General features: G+C 53.3%; 13 protein-coding genes and 2 pseudogenes. 14 read left to right on the forward strand and 1 reads right to left on the reverse strand.

The window, feature by feature from the left end:
* Positions 1–751: 751 nt before the first annotated feature.
* The 10 genes from CKW19_RS24230 (at position 752) to CKW19_RS24275 (ending at position 12,160) form a co-directional block, all read left to right on the forward strand.
* A complete protein-coding gene (locus CKW19_RS24230) occupies positions 752–1,606 on the forward strand; it encodes a sugar phosphate isomerase/epimerase (protein WP_095060482.1) in 855 nt (284 codons plus the stop codon).
* Positions 1,607–1,690: 84 nt separating this feature from the next.
* Entirely contained in the window at positions 1,691–2,692 is a 1,002-nt protein-coding gene (iolG, locus tag CKW19_RS24235) for an inositol 2-dehydrogenase (RefSeq protein WP_095060508.1), read from the forward strand.
* A 192-nt stretch (positions 2,693–2,884) separates the two neighbouring features.
* Complete coding sequence (gene fucP / locus CKW19_RS24240; protein WP_095060484.1) at positions 2,885–4,147, forward strand: L-fucose:H+ symporter permease; 1,263 nt, start codon at positions 2,885–2,887, stop codon at positions 4,145–4,147.
* Positions 4,148–4,268: 121 nt separating this feature from the next.
* The gene (locus CKW19_RS24245; protein ID WP_095060486.1) at positions 4,269–4,994 is read left to right on the forward strand and encodes an SDR family NAD(P)-dependent oxidoreductase; all 726 of its coding nucleotides are present in this window, start codon (positions 4,269–4,271) and stop codon (positions 4,992–4,994) included.
* 81 nt (positions 4,995–5,075) lie between these two features.
* The gene (locus CKW19_RS24250) at positions 5,076–6,029 is read left to right on the forward strand and encodes a sugar ABC transporter substrate-binding protein (protein ID WP_095060487.1); all 954 of its coding nucleotides are present in this window, start codon (positions 5,076–5,078) and stop codon (positions 6,027–6,029) included.
* A 64-nt stretch (positions 6,030–6,093) separates the two neighbouring features.
* Entirely contained in the window at positions 6,094–7,047 is a 954-nt protein-coding gene (locus tag CKW19_RS24255; protein ID WP_159439186.1) for a substrate-binding domain-containing protein, read from the forward strand.
* 83 nt (positions 7,048–7,130) lie between these two features.
* On the forward strand, positions 7,131–8,693 hold the full coding sequence (locus tag CKW19_RS24260) for a sugar ABC transporter ATP-binding protein (protein ID WP_095060489.1): 1,563 nt from the start codon (positions 7,131–7,133) through the stop codon (positions 8,691–8,693).
* Between the two features lie 38 nt (positions 8,694–8,731).
* Entirely contained in the window at positions 8,732–9,733 is a 1,002-nt protein-coding gene (locus CKW19_RS24265) for an ABC transporter permease (protein WP_095060491.1), read from the forward strand.
* 217 nt (positions 9,734–9,950) lie between these two features.
* Positions 9,951–11,180, forward strand: coding sequence for a carbohydrate porin (locus tag CKW19_RS24270; protein WP_095060493.1), 1,230 nt, complete (start codon positions 9,951–9,953; stop codon positions 11,178–11,180).
* Positions 11,181–11,419: 239 nt separating this feature from the next.
* Entirely contained in the window at positions 11,420–12,160 is a 741-nt protein-coding gene (locus CKW19_RS24275) for a sulfite exporter TauE/SafE family protein (RefSeq protein ID WP_095060494.1), read from the forward strand.
* 200 nt (positions 12,161–12,360) lie between these two features.
* On the opposite strand, the pseudogene CKW19_RS24280 reads toward CKW19_RS24275, so the two are convergent.
* Positions 12,361–12,741, reverse strand: a pseudogene (locus CKW19_RS24280) (transposase); the annotation flags it as partial.
* 246 nt (positions 12,742–12,987) lie between these two features.
* On the opposite strand from CKW19_RS24280, the gene CKW19_RS24285 reads away from it, so the two are divergent.
* The 4 genes and pseudogenes from CKW19_RS24285 (at position 12,988) to CKW19_RS24300 (ending at position 16,611) form a co-directional block, all read left to right on the forward strand.
* Positions 12,988–13,413, forward strand: a complete 426-nt coding sequence (locus CKW19_RS24285) for an Rrf2 family transcriptional regulator (RefSeq protein WP_095060496.1) — start codon at positions 12,988–12,990, stop codon at positions 13,411–13,413.
* A gap of 61 nt (positions 13,414–13,474) precedes the next feature.
* The gene (locus tag CKW19_RS24290) at positions 13,475–14,338 is read left to right on the forward strand and encodes an SDR family oxidoreductase (RefSeq protein WP_160012843.1); all 864 of its coding nucleotides are present in this window, start codon (positions 13,475–13,477) and stop codon (positions 14,336–14,338) included.
* A 185-nt stretch (positions 14,339–14,523) separates the two neighbouring features.
* A pseudogene (locus CKW19_RS24295) lies at positions 14,524–14,847 on the forward strand (histone-like nucleoid-structuring protein, MvaT/MvaU family); the annotation flags it as partial.
* Positions 14,848–15,255: 408 nt separating this feature from the next.
* Positions 15,256–16,611, forward strand: coding sequence for an MFS transporter (locus tag CKW19_RS24300; RefSeq protein WP_095060500.1), 1,356 nt, complete (start codon positions 15,256–15,258; stop codon positions 16,609–16,611).
* Positions 16,612–16,746 lie beyond the last annotated feature (135 nt).

Raw genomic sequence — 16,746 nt, forward strand, 5'->3', positions numbered from 1 at the left:
CCAGAAAGCCTGCAGCTCACGCTTCAGTTCAAGCCTATAATTTCACTCTCAGCTATAAAACATCGTTTATGGAATTCTTTTTTTCGCTGGAGAAATAGTAGAGCCGGATTTTGTGTGGATTTAGTCAGCGGAGGAGGCGTAACGAACCCTCAAACGTTAGGGCTGGCGGTGCTCGGGGGGGGATTGCATCTCGATCTTGGAATGCCGGAGAAGGAATGCTCAGGCTCTCAGCGCACTCCGTAAAATTTCAGTTTTCCACTAGGCGAAAAAGAGATTTCTCTTTCTGGCCTTTTATACCTGAAATCGCATATCTAAGATCGTTCTCAATGACAGCCATCTCGGCTGCACCATAACAAGAACGGAGAGTTAGCTATGCACTTTCTCCTTGCGATGTCCGCGATCTGCCTTGATGCCGTTGGAAGCTTTCTGACCCGCTCCTGCAGTAAACCACTTTTAGCAGTCGCGCCCAACAATCCGCTGACCGCATTGGTGCGAGCTTCCTTTCGGGGTTTCGATCGCACTCGTTTGGCAGCGGCCGTTCAAATTATCTTCTCGTTCACCCCGACATTCTTCCCTCAGCCCTTGAGCTGGCGGGCTGCAACTGCAGTGCTGCCATTTTTGAGGACGCTGAATCGTGGAGTCGTGGAGGGCAGGTGAATTCTCGATCGCCAAGCGATTTTTGTCGGTATTGGATTCACCCTTTGGTAGTGCGGCTACCTAAAACACTTTAACTGCGTATCAGGAGATTTAAATGAGCAATCAAAATGTAGAACTGCTGGCGGCGTACTTCACGCTCTCGGGCGATGTGTACCCGTTCGGCCCTACTGAGATCAGCCCGTTCGCATTTCGCGACCGTGTAGAGGCCGCTGCAGAGGCTGGTTACACCGGCATTGGCCTCATCCATGTGGATTTGATGTCCACCGTGGATCGGATTGGTTTTGGTGAGATGCGCCACATCCTCGAAGCAAACGGCATCAAGCATGTCGAATTCGAATTTCTGACCGACTGGTACAAAGATGGTGAGCGACGTCGTGCGTCCAACAAGATGCGTGCTGAGCTGTTCAATGCTGCCGAAGAGTTGGGTGCGCGCGCTGTTAAAACCGCACCTGGTCTAAACGAAGAACATGCTGATATTCCTCTGATGGTTGAGCACTTCGCCCTGCTCAGTGAGGAGGCAAAGTCCCACGGTACTAACATCGTGCTCGAAATCATGCCGTTCAGTAACGTGCGTACCATCGACACCGCATTGGCCCTAGTGCAAGGCGCAAACCACGATAACGGCAAGCTGTTGCTGGACATCTGGCACCTCGCTCGCGGCGGTGTCGACTTCAAAGAAATTGCCCGTATCCCAAGCAAGTTCATTGGCTCGATCGAGCTGGACGATGCCGATAAATACGCCGTAGAGGATCTGTGGCAAGACACCATCCATCGTCGCCGTCTGCCGGGTGAGGGTGTGCTGGATGTTCCTGGATTCATCAAGGCGGTTCAAGCGACAGGTTACAACGGCCCATGGGGCGTGGAAGTACTCTCGGAGGTGGTGCGCAAGCTCCCTCTGCAAGAAATGGCTCAGCGCACTTACGAGACCACGATCTCTCAATTCAAGTAAGTCGAGCAGGATTGGCGGGGAGCAATGCTCTCCCGCACCCACCTAAAAATAACAGGCAGCCTAGCTGTCAAGGGAAGAAATATCATGTTGCGCATTGCCGTATTAGGTGCCGGACGTATCGGAAAAATTCACGCCGCTAACGTCGCTACAAATCCTCGCACGAAATTGGTCGTGGTAGCTGATCCGTGGAAAGACGGCGTTGACGCGCTAGCCAAGCAACTGGGTTGTGAAGCGGCTTACGACTATGCCTCCGCAGTTGACCGCGATGACGTAGATGCCGTGTTTATTGGTACGCCTACAGAATTTCATATCGAGTTGATGCTTCGTGCCGTGAAGCTCGGTAAACCCGTGATCTGCGAAAAGCCAATCGACATGGATTACGAGCGTGCGAAAGCTGCAGTCGATGAGCTCGAGCGCCTCAATGGTCGGGTGATGCTGGCATTCAATCGCCGATTTGACCCTGACTACCTCCGCCTGCGTCGTGCGATCGATGATGGTGAAATTGGGGATGTTCGCCAAGTCATCATCACCAGCCGGGATCCTGCTCTGGCTCCCCGGGCATATCTTGAATCATCGGGAGGAATCTACCGCGATATGACCATTCATGACTTCGACATGGCTCGTAGTCTGCTTGGTGAGGAGCCAGTAGAGGTCTTTGCAATCGGAAGCCGACTGGTAGATCCGTCGCTCGAATCTATTCCGGACTATGACAGCGTAATGGTGCTTATGCGCACCGCATCCGGCCGCCAATGTCATATCAACTGCTGCCGTGAGGCCGTGTACGGCTTTGATCAGCGCCTGGAGGTTTCTGGTTCCAAGGGCATGCTGCTGAACGAGAACCATCGTTCGAACAGCGTCCGCCGTTTCGGCGCCGAGGCCACTGACGTAGCTGATCCTCTCCTCAACTTCTTCCTGGAGCGTCACGCCGACTCTTACAAGATCGAGCTCAACAGCTTCCTGGATGCGCTCGAAAGCAACAGTCCGATGCCAGCAACACCACGCGATGGTCTCTTGGCGCTTCGCTTGGCGAACTGCGCCACTGAGTCGGCTGAGACGGGCAAGGTTGTGCGGGTAGGGAACCACTAATCGTTCCAATGCGTGAGCCCCAAACCCTGTACGGGGCTCCGCCTTACGGTGCACCAGGAACACAACAGGATGCTTGAAGTTGACGTAGCAAAACGTAGTTGCAAGGGCTGTGGCATTTGGCTCTAGACCAGGATTTCAACATCGCCTGGCGTGCACTGATGACGGTTAACAAAACATATAAAGGTACCGGTCATGAACACAGATACTGAAGCCCTAACTGGGCTGGCCCATAACCACGAAAAGCTTTCCTCGACCAGACTAGCGTTTATTTTCGTGACAAGTTTATTTTTCATGTGGGGCCTCTCACACGGGCTTCTCGACGTGCTGAACAAGCACTTCCAAGACACGCTCCATATTTCTCGTGCGCAGTCTGGATTGGTTCAAACAGCGTACTTCGGGGCGTACTTCATCATCGCCTTGCCAGTCGGCCTGTTCATGGAGCGTTTTGGCTACAAAGCAGGGATTCTGGCAGGGCTTGCATTATTTGCCTTCGGAGCACTGCTGTTTATTCCGGCTTCGATGGTCGGCACATTCACGCCGTTTTTGGTTGCCCTATTTGTTCTTGCCTGCGGCTTGGGATGCCTGGAGACTGCCGCAAACCTATATGCGGCAGCGCTTGGCGATCCTGCAAAATCAGAACAACGTCTGACATTCGCTCAGTCCTTCAACGGTCTGGGTGCCTTCATCGGGCCGGTCATTGGTGGCGCGGTCTTCTTCGCCCCACCCGTTGAATTCAACGGCAGCCGCGTTGATCTGGTTTCGGTGACGTATGCGGTGTTGGCGATCATCGTGATGTTGATGTTCGTCGCCTTTGCTCGAATCAAACTTCCGGAAATTCGCAGCGAAAAGCCCTCTGATGTACTGATCCCAAATGGGGGTGAAGTAAGCCTTTGGAAGAAGAGCAACTTTACTGGTGCGCTGGTCGCCCAGTTCTGCAATGTCGGTGCTTACGTCGGAATTGGTGCGTTCTTCATCAACTACGCGATTGATCACTGGCACGGAATCTCCGTTCAGAAAGCAACCTTCCTGCTTTCGCTCGGGATGCTCGCCTACATGATCGGCCGATTCGCCGGGACATGGGTAATGCGTTATGTCCCTGCACGTTCAATACTGATCCTCAACAGCTTGGTGAGCATGATCCTGTGCATCGTTGCCATCGCCGGATTTGAGCGGATCTCGATCTTCGCGGTCACCGCCATCTATCTCTTCATGTCGGTGATGTATCCAACGATCTTCGCGATGGGCATTCGGGGGCTCGGTACACAAACCAAGAAAGCGGGTTCGTGCCTAGTGATGACACTTGTGGGTGGTGCTTTCGTTCCACTGCTGATGGGGGCACTTGCTGATCACTTTGGGATTGCTACGGCGTTCTATGTACCGCTGGCATGTTTCGCTGTCATCGCGTGGTATGGGCAGAGCCAGACACCCGTGACGGCGACCGGCAAAGCTCACTAACTCATAACTCCAGCAACGACGTGTAGTAGGCCCTGCATTGCAAGGCCTGCTGCAACGGATTCAGCTTGCCCGAAATTCTTGCAAGCTGGTGATTGGCAGGTTTCAGATTAGGAAAATCAACATGAAACGACTACACAGCAAAGTTGCGTTGGTGACTGGCGGTGGAATGGGTATCGGACGTGCGATCGCTGAGCTTTTCGCCGATGAAGGAGCCACCGTTATCGTTGGCGATGTGCACCAACCTGAGCCATACAAAAATGCAAGCGTCGTTGCCAAGCACTTGGATGTGTCAAAGCTGGACGACTGGGAACGTCTCGTCGAAGAGGTAGTTCGTGAGCACGGTAAGGTTGATGTGCTCGTGAACAACGCGGGCTTGGTAGGTTCCTACCTTCCCATCGATGAGATCACCCTCGATGACTGGAATCGGGTCATCGATATCAATCAAAACGGTGTGTTCTATGGGATGAGAACCGTCATCCCGATCATGAAGCGACAGCAAGCAGGCTCCATCGTTAACGTGTCTTCGATCTGGGGCATCGTCGGCGCCAGTGGTGTGTCGGCGTACCAGGCTAGCAAAGCTGCAGTGCGCATGATGAGCAAGAACGCAGCTCTGTCTTATGTGGCCAACGGTATCCGCGTCAACTCGTTGCATCCGGGGTTGGTCGAAACACCGATGATTGCTCGCCAAGCCGCTGATACCACAGCAGCCGTCGTCGCAGCGACGCCGATGGGGCGTGCGGCGGATCCCAAAGAAATTGCCTACGCAGCATTGTTCCTCTCCAGTGATGAAGCGAGCTTCATCACTGGGGCAGAGCTCGTGGTTGATGGAGGTTACACAACGCCCTGAGCGTTCTATTGACGTGCGCGTACTGCGACAGGGGCAACTCCGTGCCGCAATTTTGATACCCATCTGAGGAGAACAAAAATAATGAAAACGCAGAAAGGTGGTTTGTTGTGCAGCGCTGTTTTGGCAGCAGGTTTGACGTTACAGCTTTCGCCTGCAATGGCGGCTGGGGAGAAGATCGTCGTCAACTTCCAAACGTTATCCATTCCTTACTTCATCTACATGCACGAGCAGGCTGCGCAGGAAGCCAAGACGCTCAATGTTGAACTGCTTGTGCAGGATGCCCAATCTTCCTCGACGAAGCAGTCTTCGGATGTCGAGAACGCACTGACTCAAGGTGTCGATGCAATGGTTGTCGCACCCAATGATGTGACCGCCTTGGCTCCGGCTTTGAACGAAGTGCTATCTGAAAAAGTACCCTTGGTGACAGTCGACCGTCGCGTCGAAGGTACCGATGTCCCAGTGCCCTATGTGACTGCTGACAGCGTAGCGGGTGGCCGACTTATGGCCGAGTGGGTCACGACCAACATGAAAAATGGTGCGCGCGTGGCATTCATTGCCGGTACAGCTGGTTCATCAACAGCCATTGACCGTGCGAAAGGTGTCCATGAAGGACTCAAAGCTGGCGGAAGCAAATTCAAACTCGTTGCTGAGCAGTCTGGGGAGTGGGAGCGCGCCAAGGCTATGTCGGTGGCTGAAAACATCCTGACATCGCTGAGTGCAAACCCTCCAGATGCAATCATCTGTGCGAGCGGCGACATGGCACTCGGGGCTGCGGAAGCCGTGCGGGCCATGGGGTTGAAAGGCAAGATCAAAGTCATCGGGTTTGACGCGTACCCAGAGGTGCTGCGTGCCATCCGAGACGGAGATATCGCCGGCATCGTGGAGCAAAGCCCGAGCAAACAAATCAGGACGGCCCTTCGCATGGCGGTGATGAAAGTACGCGGCAAAGCAGAGCTCGAAACGGTCATCGTTCAGCCATTCATGGTCACCCAGGAAAACCTGAGTCAGGCAGAACAATACAGCGCCATTCAATAACTGGCGGTTCTTCGTCCGGTAAATCCGACTGTTTGATGCACCTATGCAATTAAGGAAATCGAGAATGAAAACGAACAATAAACGTCGAGTGCTGACTGCTGCATTGGCCACAGCTTTTTTGATGTCGAACGCACCCGTTTTCGCCGCTGGCGAGAAGATTGCGGTGAGCTTCCAAACCCTATCAATTCCCTTCTTCATCTTCATGCATGAGCAGGCAGTGCAGGAAGCTAAAGCACTGGATATCAACCTGCTTGTCCAGGATGCCCAGGCTTCATCTTCCAAACAAAGTTCCGATATCGAGAACTCGCTCACACAAGGTGCTAAGGCAGTTGTATTGACTCCGAACGATGTCTCCGCGCTCGCACCGGTTATCAATGATGTGCTGGATGAGAAGGTTCCGGTAATCGCAGTTGACCGCCGTGTGGAGGGCACTTCCTCTGCTGTGCCATTCGTAACGGCAGACAACGTGGCGGGTGGGCGCATCATGGGTGAGTGGGTTGTGAAGAACATGCCCAAGGGGGCCAATGTGGTACTGATCACCGGTCAGATTGGCTCCACCACCGCAATGGATCGAGCGAAAGGGGTGCATCAAGCACTGACTGCGGCCGGTAGCAACTTCAAACTCGTGGCCGAGCAATCCGGTGAGGCTGATCGTGCCAAGGCAATGTCGGTGGTCGAGAACATTCTGACCGCTTCGGCGGGCACTCCGCCTGATGTGATCATCTGCTCCACCGGCGATATGACGCTTGGAGCAGTCGAAGCCGTTCGAGGAATGGGACTAAGCAACAAGATCAAAATCATTGGCTACGACGCTTACCCTGAAGTTCTGAAAAGCATCAAGGCAGGTGAGATTACCGGCATCGTTGAACAGAGCCCAAGCAAGCAGATCCGCACCGCCTTACGCCTGGTTGTGGACAATATCCGCAATGGCACCAAGATCGAATCAGTGACCGTTCAGCCGTTCATGGTCACCCAGCAAAACCTGGATCAAGCGGAGCAATTCAGCGCTATCAAGTAATCGACTACCCATCTTTGTAATTGACGCGGGAGAGAGCACCGCTATCTCCCTATTTAACGGATCTAGGACTGGAAGGCATCGGAATGAACGATACGCTGCTGCAAGTTCGCAATATCAAGAAGACCTTTCCAGGGGTTGTTGCACTCAATGGCGTAAAGCTCGAAGTCGGCAAAGGTGAAGTACACGCTTTGCTCGGTGAAAACGGGGCGGGCAAGTCGACCATCCTGAAGATTCTGGCCGGTGCCCAGCCTGCGGATGCTGGTCAAGGTTCACTTGAATTCAATGGCCATGTGCTGCAGGAGCATGACACTCCCATGCGCCGCCAAGAGCTTGGCATCATTACTATCTATCAGGAGTTCAATCTCATCGCCGACATGTCTGTCGCTGAGAACATGTACCTCGGACGTGAGCCGTTACGACATGGGTTTGTTGACTGGAAGCTGATGTTTAGTGATGCCCAGCATGTCCTGGACGACCTCGGTTTGACCATTACGCCAAGGACGATGGTTCGCAAGCTCAGTGTGGCTGAACAGCAGATGGTAGAGATTGCCAAGGCGCTCACCATGAATGCGAAGCTCATCATCATGGATGAACCTACCGCTGCGCTCAGTGGCCGCGAAGTAGACAAGTTGCACGGAATCGTCGCGGGTCTGAAGGCCAAAGGCATCAGCATCATCTACGTGTCGCATAAGCTCAATGAAGTGAAGGCTTGCTGTGATCGTTACACCATCTTTCGTGATGGCGCCTACATCACCTCTGGGGACGTCGCAGACGTCAGCGTCGATGACATCGTTCGTCTGATGGTCGGCCGGGACGTCGAGTTTGTGCGCAAACCGCTCACCGGCTCTCCAGGCGAAGTGATGCTGAAAGTGCAGAGTGTTTCCAGAATCTCCGGTGGCGGCGGCCAAAGTCTTCATGCAACGCCACTACGCGATATGTCCATCGATGTGCGGGCTGGGGAAATTGTTGGTTTCGCTGGGCTGGTAGGAGCAGGCCGTACAGAACTGGCTCGTGTGATCTTCGGCGCAGATGGATGCGATGAAGGGATCATCTACGTGAACGGTCGCCAGGTTTCTCCGTTTCGATCGCCTCGTGAAGGCATCGCTGCCGGAGTCGCGCTTGTGCCGGAGGACAGGAAGCAGCAGGCCTGCTTCTTGGGGCACTCCATTCGCTGGAACATGAGCCTACCGAGCTTGGGTGGGATGAAGCGCTGGGGCATGTTCATTGATGACCGATCTGAAACCCAACTCATTCAGGACTACCAGAAGCGACTGCGAATCAAGATGGCTAACGACAGTGTGGCCATTGGGACTCTGTCAGGGGGAAACCAACAGAAAGTCATCCTGGCCCGATGCATGGCGCTCAAGCCGAAAGTTCTCATTGTCGACGAGCCAACGCGAGGCATTGATGTTGGGGCCAAAGCAGAAGTTCACCAGGTTCTGTTCGATATGGCGCGCGCTGGCATCGCCGTGATTGTCATCTCTTCCGAGCTGCCCGAAGTCATGGCCGTCAGCGACCAGATTGTCACGTTCCGGGAAGGAACAATCACCGGTGTTGTCTCGGCTGATGAGGCAACTGAAGAGCTACTGATGCAGCGAATGGCTCAGGGAGTGAGTTCGACGCTTTCACACCAAGGCGTGGCCTAAACGGGCCGCACCCGCATCATCTATCGAGTAAACATAAAATGATCAAACCAGCATCTAGTGAGTCGGCCGTGGAGCATCGGAAAAAATTCGAGATGGTCGGGTTCTTCGAGAAGTATGGCGTGCTGTTGTTCCTCGTCGCACTGATCGCCATTTTCACCCTCTACAACCCAATGTTCCTGTCGGTTCGCAACATCAAGAACATTCTCACCGAGGTCTCAATCTACGGGATTATTGGCGTGGGAATGACCTACGTGATTCTCACGGGAGGTATCGATCTGGCAGTGGGATCGCTGCTCGCATTTGCCGCTATTAGCGGTGCATTCCTGATGCAGGCATTGGGCGGCGACTTCTTCATGGGATGGCTTGTTGCGATGCTGGCAGCGTGTGCTGTCGGTACGATGGCAGGCTACCTCCACGGTAAGGTCGTGACTCGATTTGGCGTTCCTGCATTCATCGTGACACTGGGTGGTCTCACGGTATGGCGCGGTGCGACGCTCATTGTGAATGATGGCGCTCCTGTGAGCGGCTTCAATGAAGCGTTCCGTTGGTGGGGGAGAGGAGACGTGTTGGGCGTACCTGTTCCCGTCCTGGTCTTCATGATCGTCGCTTTGGTGGGATACATCGCACTGCGATACACACGCTATGGCCGCCAGGTTTATGCCGTTGGCGGTAACCCTGAGGCAGCTCGGCTTTCAGGTTTGAGCGTGCAGGCGGTTGTGTTGAGTGTTTACGTCATCACGGGCTTCCTCGCAGGTCTTGCAGGGTTCCTTCTTTCTGCCCGACTTGGGTCGGCTGAGGCGGTCGCTGGCTCGGGCTACGAACTTCGCGTCATTGCTTCGGTGGTGATCGGAGGGACGAGCCTGTTCGGTGGCCTGGGCGGTGTCGGCGGCACGATTATCGGAGCGCTGCTTATCGGCGTCCTCATCAATGGACTCGTGATCATGAACGTGTCCGCGTATTACCAGCAAGTGGTGATTGGAATCATCATCGTGCTGGCGGTTGGCTTCGATACCTACGCTAAATCCAGAGGCAAATCGTGATCAGAGCAGTTCGTTAAGACTGCTAATTTATAGCTCTAACTGAAGCTATACGAGTGCCTTACTGACTGTCATTACCCACGCAGACAGTTTCGGTTTCAAGCTCTCATTCTATTACTGCAACTCAATAAAAAAGCCCACAACATCGGAAGAGAAATCTCCCGGAGTGGGCTCGGCTGTCCCGAAAAATAAAAAAACAACAACAAGTGGAGAGAAGAGCATGTCGTTCAACACCAAGGGAGCTTTCTGGTCTGTACTTTCAGTGGCGGTATTTCCGCTGTCTGCGCATGCGTTAGATTTCAGCGGCTATTTTCGTACCGGTGTCGGAGATTCTACGGAGGGAGGCCGGCAATCGTGCTTTCAGCTTCCAGGGGCACAATCCAAGTATCGCTTGGGTAACGAATGCGAGCAGTACTTCGAGTTTGATCTGCGTCAAGACCTGCTCAAGCTGGAGGACGGCTCTAAAATCAGTGTCGAGGGCATGGCGCAACTGTATAACGAATATGGACATACACCTAAATTCACCGGTGACTATGGCTTTGCTCGAATGAACCAAGCGTACGCCGAATGGAGCAAGATGCCTGTACTCAACGGTGGTTCCTTCTGGGCAGGCCGCCGTTACTACAATCGAAACAGCATCGAAATGAGTGACTACTTCTATTGGAACCAGAGTTCGAATGGTTTCGGCTTTGATCAAGTAGGTATCGGTGATCTCAAGTACAGCTACGTGTTCTCGCGCAAAGACAACCTCTTCCAAGAGGATTACACAAACCGTCACGACTTCACTGTCAGCGGCTTCGATACCAATCCTGGCGGTGGTCTGGAGTTAGGAGTCAGTTATCTCGAAAAGCCAGATAACAAGGAAGATTCCCACAGTGGTTGGTCAGCTATTGCGCAGCACAAGCAGAAAGGGTTTCTGGGGGGGCTCAATACCTTTGCTGTGCAGTATGGGCAAGGGCCGGGAACGGCTATGAGTTACACCGGCGATTCCTCTCTGGACAGCAACAATCAGAGTTGGCGCGTTGTAGAGTACTTCGACTGGCAAATGACTCCACGATTCAGTGGGCAATTCCAAATTGTGTACCAAAAGGATACCCACCCTAATGAAGATGATGACCAGAATTGGTTGTCGATCGGCGTCCGTCCTGTCTATGCGTTTACTGAGCAATTCAAGCTGAGCACCGAGGTTGGTCGAGATCAAGTGGATGCTCCCGGGGGGACGCGGAAATTGACGAAATTCACTATTGCTCCAACCTGGTCGCCGGCCGGGCCAGGCTACTGGTCTCGTCCGGAACTTCGCCTGTATTACACCTATGCCTCTTGGAACAAGGCAGCCCAACGGGCCGCGAGCGAAATGTCTGCTGGCTCAGCGCTCTCAGACAGTGGCGCCTTCGGTAATGCCCTTCATGGTTCGAACGTCGGCCTCCAGCTTGAGTACTGGTGGAAATGATGTGTAGTTCGCCAGCGTTGTGTAGCTGACCTGGAAGAAGTCCCACTAGGGCGATACCTCGGTGGGACTTCGATTAACGGATACGTGAAGAGGCTCGGAACCGCTCGCAAGATGTTCTGGGACGCAGAGGTGCGCTGTAGGATGCAAGTGGAGAACTTCGTCAGCGAGTTAGTCAATTTGAAGCTTGAGCTTGAGCCTGAGCCTGAGCCTCGGCCTCAAGGATCAGAATGGAGTAGGGCATGTCGCTAGTTGAGTTGTTCTTGTTGGGGGTACCGGCTGTCTTGCTGACGGGGATATCGAAGGGTGGTTTTGGAGGTGCGCTTGGCGGTATTGCCGTACCGCTGCTTGCTCTGAATATGCCACCAACTCAGGCCGCAGCGATCATGCTACCGATCCTCTGCATCGCCGATATCACCGGACTGCGCCGCTTCCGAGGTAAGTGGGACATACGCAATCTGCAGATCATGCTTCCAGGTGCTCTGGTTGGCGTGTTGATCGGAGCTTTATCGTTCGGTGCTCTAAGTGAACGTTTGATCGCACTGCTGATGGGAGGAATCGCGATCATATTTTTTTGCTTGAACGTCTGGACTGCCCGTCACACTCTTGCGCCTGCGAATCCACATGTTGGTAAGGGAACGTTCTATTCTGGATTGGCCGGGTTCACGAGCTTTGTTGCTCACGCAGGTGGGCCACCGCTGATGATGTATCTTCTTCCTCAGCAAATGGACAAGGTGCGGTACGTCGCGACGACCAATGTGTTTTTCCTTCTAACCAACGCGATCAAGGTAGTGCCGTATGCGCTATTAGGTCAGTTCTCAGTGACCAACCTTGGGGCTAGCATGGCGCTTGCTCCGATCGTTATACCCGGCGTCTGGTTGGGCATTTGGTTGCAAAGCCGGGTGAACCAGAAATGGTTTTATCGGATCGCTTGGTTTGGGCTTCTTGTGACCGGATTACAGTTGGTGATACAGAACCTGTAGGTATGGAATCACAAAATCCTTAGAAAAGTGGAAAGCAGAACACGGCTCCGCGACCGTTGAGTCCCGATTGACCAAGTGAGTTTGGTTTTAGTACAAGAAAAAGAGCCCAATGACAGACTGTGTGAAAACGCACTGAAGGCCGGCCCAACAAACGCCCCAACTTGTTCGGAGCGTTTGTTTTTGTTTGAGCGACAGACGTTTCAGCCCATCAGCGCCATCAACTGGCGGGCTCCCAGCACGCTAATCGCTCGCTCGAGGTTGTAAGCGTTCACAGCCAATGCCATTTCTGCTTTTGCTCCTTCCAACTGGCGCAGCAGGAAGTGACCATTCCCAAACAGCCATTGCTTGAGGTTACCGAAAGGGTGCTCAACGATGGATCTTCGGTTAGCCCTCATCTGCGGATGGGCCAGCATTCGCTCAAAGGCTTCCTCATGGGCATGACGTGAGACATAGCGGCACTGGGCGCCAGTGCATTGGGATTTGAGCGGGCAGGCAGCGCAGTCGCTGACATCTGCCTGATAGATCCGATCCCCCTTGTTGCGCTGTTTGAGCGTCAACCACTTGCCTGTCGGGCACTCATATCCTTGGAATTATGAGGGCATAGCAGGGAGGTTTGGTTGGGGAGCAGGTGTCGATGCATCGTTAAGAGTCCAGTGCTCTTTTTTTACTGATCCTTGTAACGAAAATGCCTCTCTGCTTGCGACAAGAATACGAAAGGAATGAGCGAAGTGATCTTCACCGTGGTTCATTCGACTAATCCAATGGGTTCGTTCATACAATTTCGCCCGCCTCTTGCGTCAATAGGGATACTAATATAGTATCCATTGATGTCTTCAGTAAACACTCAATTCTCGATTGCCGTGCACGTATTGGCAGCGATTGCACATCATGACGGGGTTTTCGCTTCGGAAATTCTTGCGGGCAGCGTAAATGCCAACCCGGTTTTCGTTAAAAGGATTCTCGTTAAGCTATCGAAGGCGAAGCTGGCTAAAACGGCTGTTGGTAAGTCTGGAGGTTACGGCCTGGCACGAAGCCCGGAAAATATTTCGCTTTTAGAAATCTACTCTGCGGTAAGCCCTCCGGATGCTTTTGCTATCCACGCCTATCCCGTAAGGAAGGAGTGTGTCGTGAGCTCCAACATCAAGGAAGTCATGAGCGACATACTGGTTTGTACTCAAGAGGCCGTCCATAAGGAGTTGAGACAGACGACGTTGGCAGATGTGGTGTCCAAAATCAGAGCTAAGTCCGCTTAGATTTTTTTTGCCTATAATAGATACGTTAATAGTAGCTAATAAGCATTTAAAGGAACACGAAATGACGAAATTGAACGAAAAGTCCCCTGTGAATGACGGCACTGCAACCGGCCCCGCCGCTGCCAGGCATGACAAGGATTCGCCCACCGCCGTTCTCATCGGAGTGACCGGTGGACTTGGCCACGCGTTGGCCAGGCTCCTCGCGGCCGAGGGCTTTCGATTGGTGCTCGCTGCACGACGAGAGCACGACGCCGCCGAGATAGCCGGCAAAAGCGACGGTTCGGCGATTTACGTGCGCGCGGACGTAACCGATCCAGCTAGCCTCGAGAAGCTGGCTGTAACAGCCTTTGAACACCTCGGCCGGATCGATGCAGTGGTTAACCTTGCAGGCATCTCACCCCGCAAACCTATTGAAGACTACACGCTATCCGACGTCGACGATCTGCTCGCTATCAACGTGAAGGGGCCCATCTTCGTGACTCAGGCATTCCTGCCTGGGCTGCGCAAGCAAGCCAGCGACGGAGTGATTGTCCACATCGGTGGCGCCATGGATGGCCGGGTGGCGCTGCCGTTTATGAGCGCCTATGCGGCGACCCGCGGCGCACTGGCGAGCTACGTGCAAGGCGCCAATCGCGAGCTTGAAGGGACAAACGTATCCCTGTCGTTCTTCGGGCCCGCCCCCGCCAACACTGAGTCGGAGTCCTCGTTTTTCGACATGTGGAAAAAGATGGGCGTCGACCTATGCGAGCCTGATGAAGTTGCACGCGATATCCTCGCCACGATCCGCCAGCGACGTAAGGAGCATGTTATGGGTGGCGCGCTGCTCAAGATGATGACGCTCATGAACGCCATCTCTCCATCCGCTGCTGATGCGATAGGTCTGCGGAAATTTGGGAAGCTCATCAAGCAATATAGCCCGCGTTGATTAGGGGCTTCGAACTTTATTCGGGGCGGGCAGAAGGGCTTCGCTTCTCAGCCGTCCCTATAACATGGCTTACCGCATGCAGTGCGGGTGTGCAAACTGTGGCTGCCTCTTACCGGCAAAGTCTAGGAAGGCACCTTTATGGACGAAGAACTTTTGATCCATGAGATCAGGCGTGTGATTGCATTAATGCTGGCTTGAAGAAAGAAATTGAATTTGAGACCAAGCTGAGTGCACTGCTGGGTGAATACAGCTACAGCCTAAAAGACGTGATCAACCTGCTTGATCCGAAGTCTGATCGACGTGCACCAGTTGCCGAGCCCCAAGCCAGTACTCGGACACCACGCCAGGTTAAGTTCTACAAGAGCCCGAACACCGGTGAAATCGTCGAAACCAAAGGTGGCAATCACAAGACCCTGAAGGAATGGAGAGCTGAGCACGGCTTCGCGACCGTTGAGTCTTGGTTGACCAAGGGAGTTTGGTTTGAGCACGAGCGGCATTTTGCTGACTGAGCCGCTGGCTTCGACAATCGCCCCGACATATTCGGGGCTTTTTGGAGGCGGTCAGGCACGACGCGTTGCGCGCATCCGCCTGGCCCGAACCGCCAACGCTCCATCCTGAAGCGTTCAGAGGGGGAAGCGATAGGCTTCACACTTTTACCGATATTTTGTCTTTATTAAACAATAAAGTCAGATTTATAGGATTTTTTTGCTCTAGTCCTGAGCTAGTCTTACATTTTTCTCAACGATATTTCCCTAGGATGCAGGATCCACGGGCACTCAGCGACTGTGTCTTGTTTGAGGTGTGGCAGGAAATGCCGATGGTCGGCAACATTGCGCTTTTTTGTTGACAAACGCAGGTAGGGTTACGATGATTGCATTGCGTTTTTGCACAATAATAAGCAACCTAGCAGGCCCATCATGAATGACCAGACAGTAAAGTGCGAAGTGGAAAAAGCGGTCGTCAGAAAGCTCACGCTGCGGCTGATCCCGTTCCTGATGTTTTGCTACTTCATTGCGTACGTGGATCGCGTAAACATCGGCTTTGCCGCGTTGACGATGAACAAAGACATTGGGTTGACTGCAACCATATTCGGGTTTGGCGCGACGCTCTTCTTTGTCGCCTATGTGCTTTTTGAAATGCCAAGCAACATTGCGATGGAAAAGTTCGGCGCTCGACGCTGGATTGCGCGAATCATGATTACGTGGGGGATTGTAGGATTTTTTACTGCCTTCATCACGGGCCCTTACTCCTTCGGCCTTTCGCGCTTTTTGCTTGGTGCTGCTGAAGCCGGTTTTTTCCCAGGCGTCATTCTGTACCTCACTCAGTGGTTCCCCAAGGCATACATGGCACGTATCGTGGCTGTATTCATGGTTGCCGTGCCACTGTCTAATTTCCTCGGTTCACCGCTTTCGGCAGTCCTTTTAAAACTGGATGGGTTCTTGGATTTCCGAGGCTGGCAATGGCTGTTGATGCTCGAAGCCCTTCCTGCGGTAATCATGGGCGTCTTGACGTTGTTCCTTTTGCCGAGCAAACCGTCTGAAGCGCGGTGGCTGACTGCAGATCAGAAAGACTGGCTCAGCAATCGTCTCGAGGCAGAAAGGCTGGAGAGAGAAGTTAAGGAGCGTGAGAAAGGTCTGACCAAGGAGAAGACTAGAGGCAAGATCATGGCCGCTCTGACTAACAAAAACGTCCTCTTGTTAGCTGTCATCTACATGAGCATCTCTGCAACCAGTAACACGCTTTCGCTGTGGATGCCTCAGATCCTTAAATCCTTTCACCTGACTGATATGCAAACCGGTTTGTTGAATATGATCCCGTTCGGCTTGGGCGCGGTTTTCATGATCTTCTGGGGCATGCGAGCTGACAAAAAAGCCGAGCGGATCTTCAGCACCGCAATCCCGCTGGCAGTTACCGCAATCAGTTTCGCAGCCACTTTGCTTACTGATTCGCTTACGATCACGTTGATCCTGTTGTCCTTGGTACTGATTGGTAACTTTGCGTTGAAAGGGCCGTTCTGGGCTCTCACATCCGAAACCCTTTCTCCGGCTGTACTTGCTGCTGGTATTGCGGCGGTTAACACACTCGGTCACCTCGGTACTGGTGTTCTTAACTTCTTTGTCGGCGTTATCCGCGAGCACACTGGGAGCTTCCCTTTAGCGCTTCTGCCGCTTTCAGGTATGTGCGTAGTGGGCATCTGTTTAGTGTTCTATATCGGTCGCCAAAATACGAAGGAGCTGGAGCGTCAACAGCGGGTAGCAGCCTTGAACACTTGAACCTCTAGGGAAATTCTGAAGAAGACTTCCTGATTTTGGCAAAATACCAGGACTCCACCCGCCGAGTTTTCCGATGAAACAGATGACCTTCGCTGACGCCGAGTACGCAGGCAAGCGTAAGCAGACCCGCAAAGA

Source organism: Pseudomonas sp. Irchel s3f7, from assembly GCF_900187615.1.
GTDB lineage: Bacteria > Pseudomonadota > Gammaproteobacteria > Pseudomonadales > Pseudomonadaceae > Aquipseudomonas.

Excerpts from the sequence above, each read along its gene's own strand:
- CKW19_RS24255 (WP_159439186.1), top strand. The coding sequence starts at position 6,094 with ATGAAAACGAACAATAAACGTCGAGTGCTGACTGCTGCATTGGCCACA.
- CKW19_RS24290 (WP_160012843.1), top strand. The coding sequence starts at position 13,475 with ATGACGAAATTGAACGAAAAGTCCCCTGTGAATGACGGCACTGCAACC.
- CKW19_RS24265 (WP_095060491.1), top strand. The coding sequence starts at position 8,732 with ATGATCAAACCAGCATCTAGTGAGTCGGCCGTGGAGCATCGGAAAAAA.
- CKW19_RS24230 (WP_095060482.1), top strand. The coding sequence starts at position 752 with ATGAGCAATCAAAATGTAGAACTGCTGGCGGCGTACTTCACGCTCTCG.
- CKW19_RS24270 (WP_095060493.1), top strand. The coding sequence starts at position 9,951 with ATGTCGTTCAACACCAAGGGAGCTTTCTGGTCTGTACTTTCAGTGGCG.
- CKW19_RS24300 (WP_095060500.1), top strand. The coding sequence starts at position 15,256 with ATGAATGACCAGACAGTAAAGTGCGAAGTGGAAAAAGCGGTCGTCAGA.
- CKW19_RS24285 (WP_095060496.1), top strand. The coding sequence starts at position 12,988 with ATGTCTTCAGTAAACACTCAATTCTCGATTGCCGTGCACGTATTGGCA.
- CKW19_RS24275 (WP_095060494.1), top strand. The coding sequence starts at position 11,420 with ATGTCGCTAGTTGAGTTGTTCTTGTTGGGGGTACCGGCTGTCTTGCTG.
- iolG (WP_095060508.1), top strand. The coding sequence starts at position 1,691 with ATGTTGCGCATTGCCGTATTAGGTGCCGGACGTATCGGAAAAATTCAC.
- CKW19_RS24260 (WP_095060489.1), top strand. The coding sequence starts at position 7,131 with ATGAACGATACGCTGCTGCAAGTTCGCAATATCAAGAAGACCTTTCCA.
- fucP (WP_095060484.1), top strand. The coding sequence starts at position 2,885 with ATGAACACAGATACTGAAGCCCTAACTGGGCTGGCCCATAACCACGAA.
- CKW19_RS24245 (WP_095060486.1), top strand. The coding sequence starts at position 4,269 with ATGAAACGACTACACAGCAAAGTTGCGTTGGTGACTGGCGGTGGAATG.
- CKW19_RS24250 (WP_095060487.1), top strand. The coding sequence starts at position 5,076 with ATGAAAACGCAGAAAGGTGGTTTGTTGTGCAGCGCTGTTTTGGCAGCA.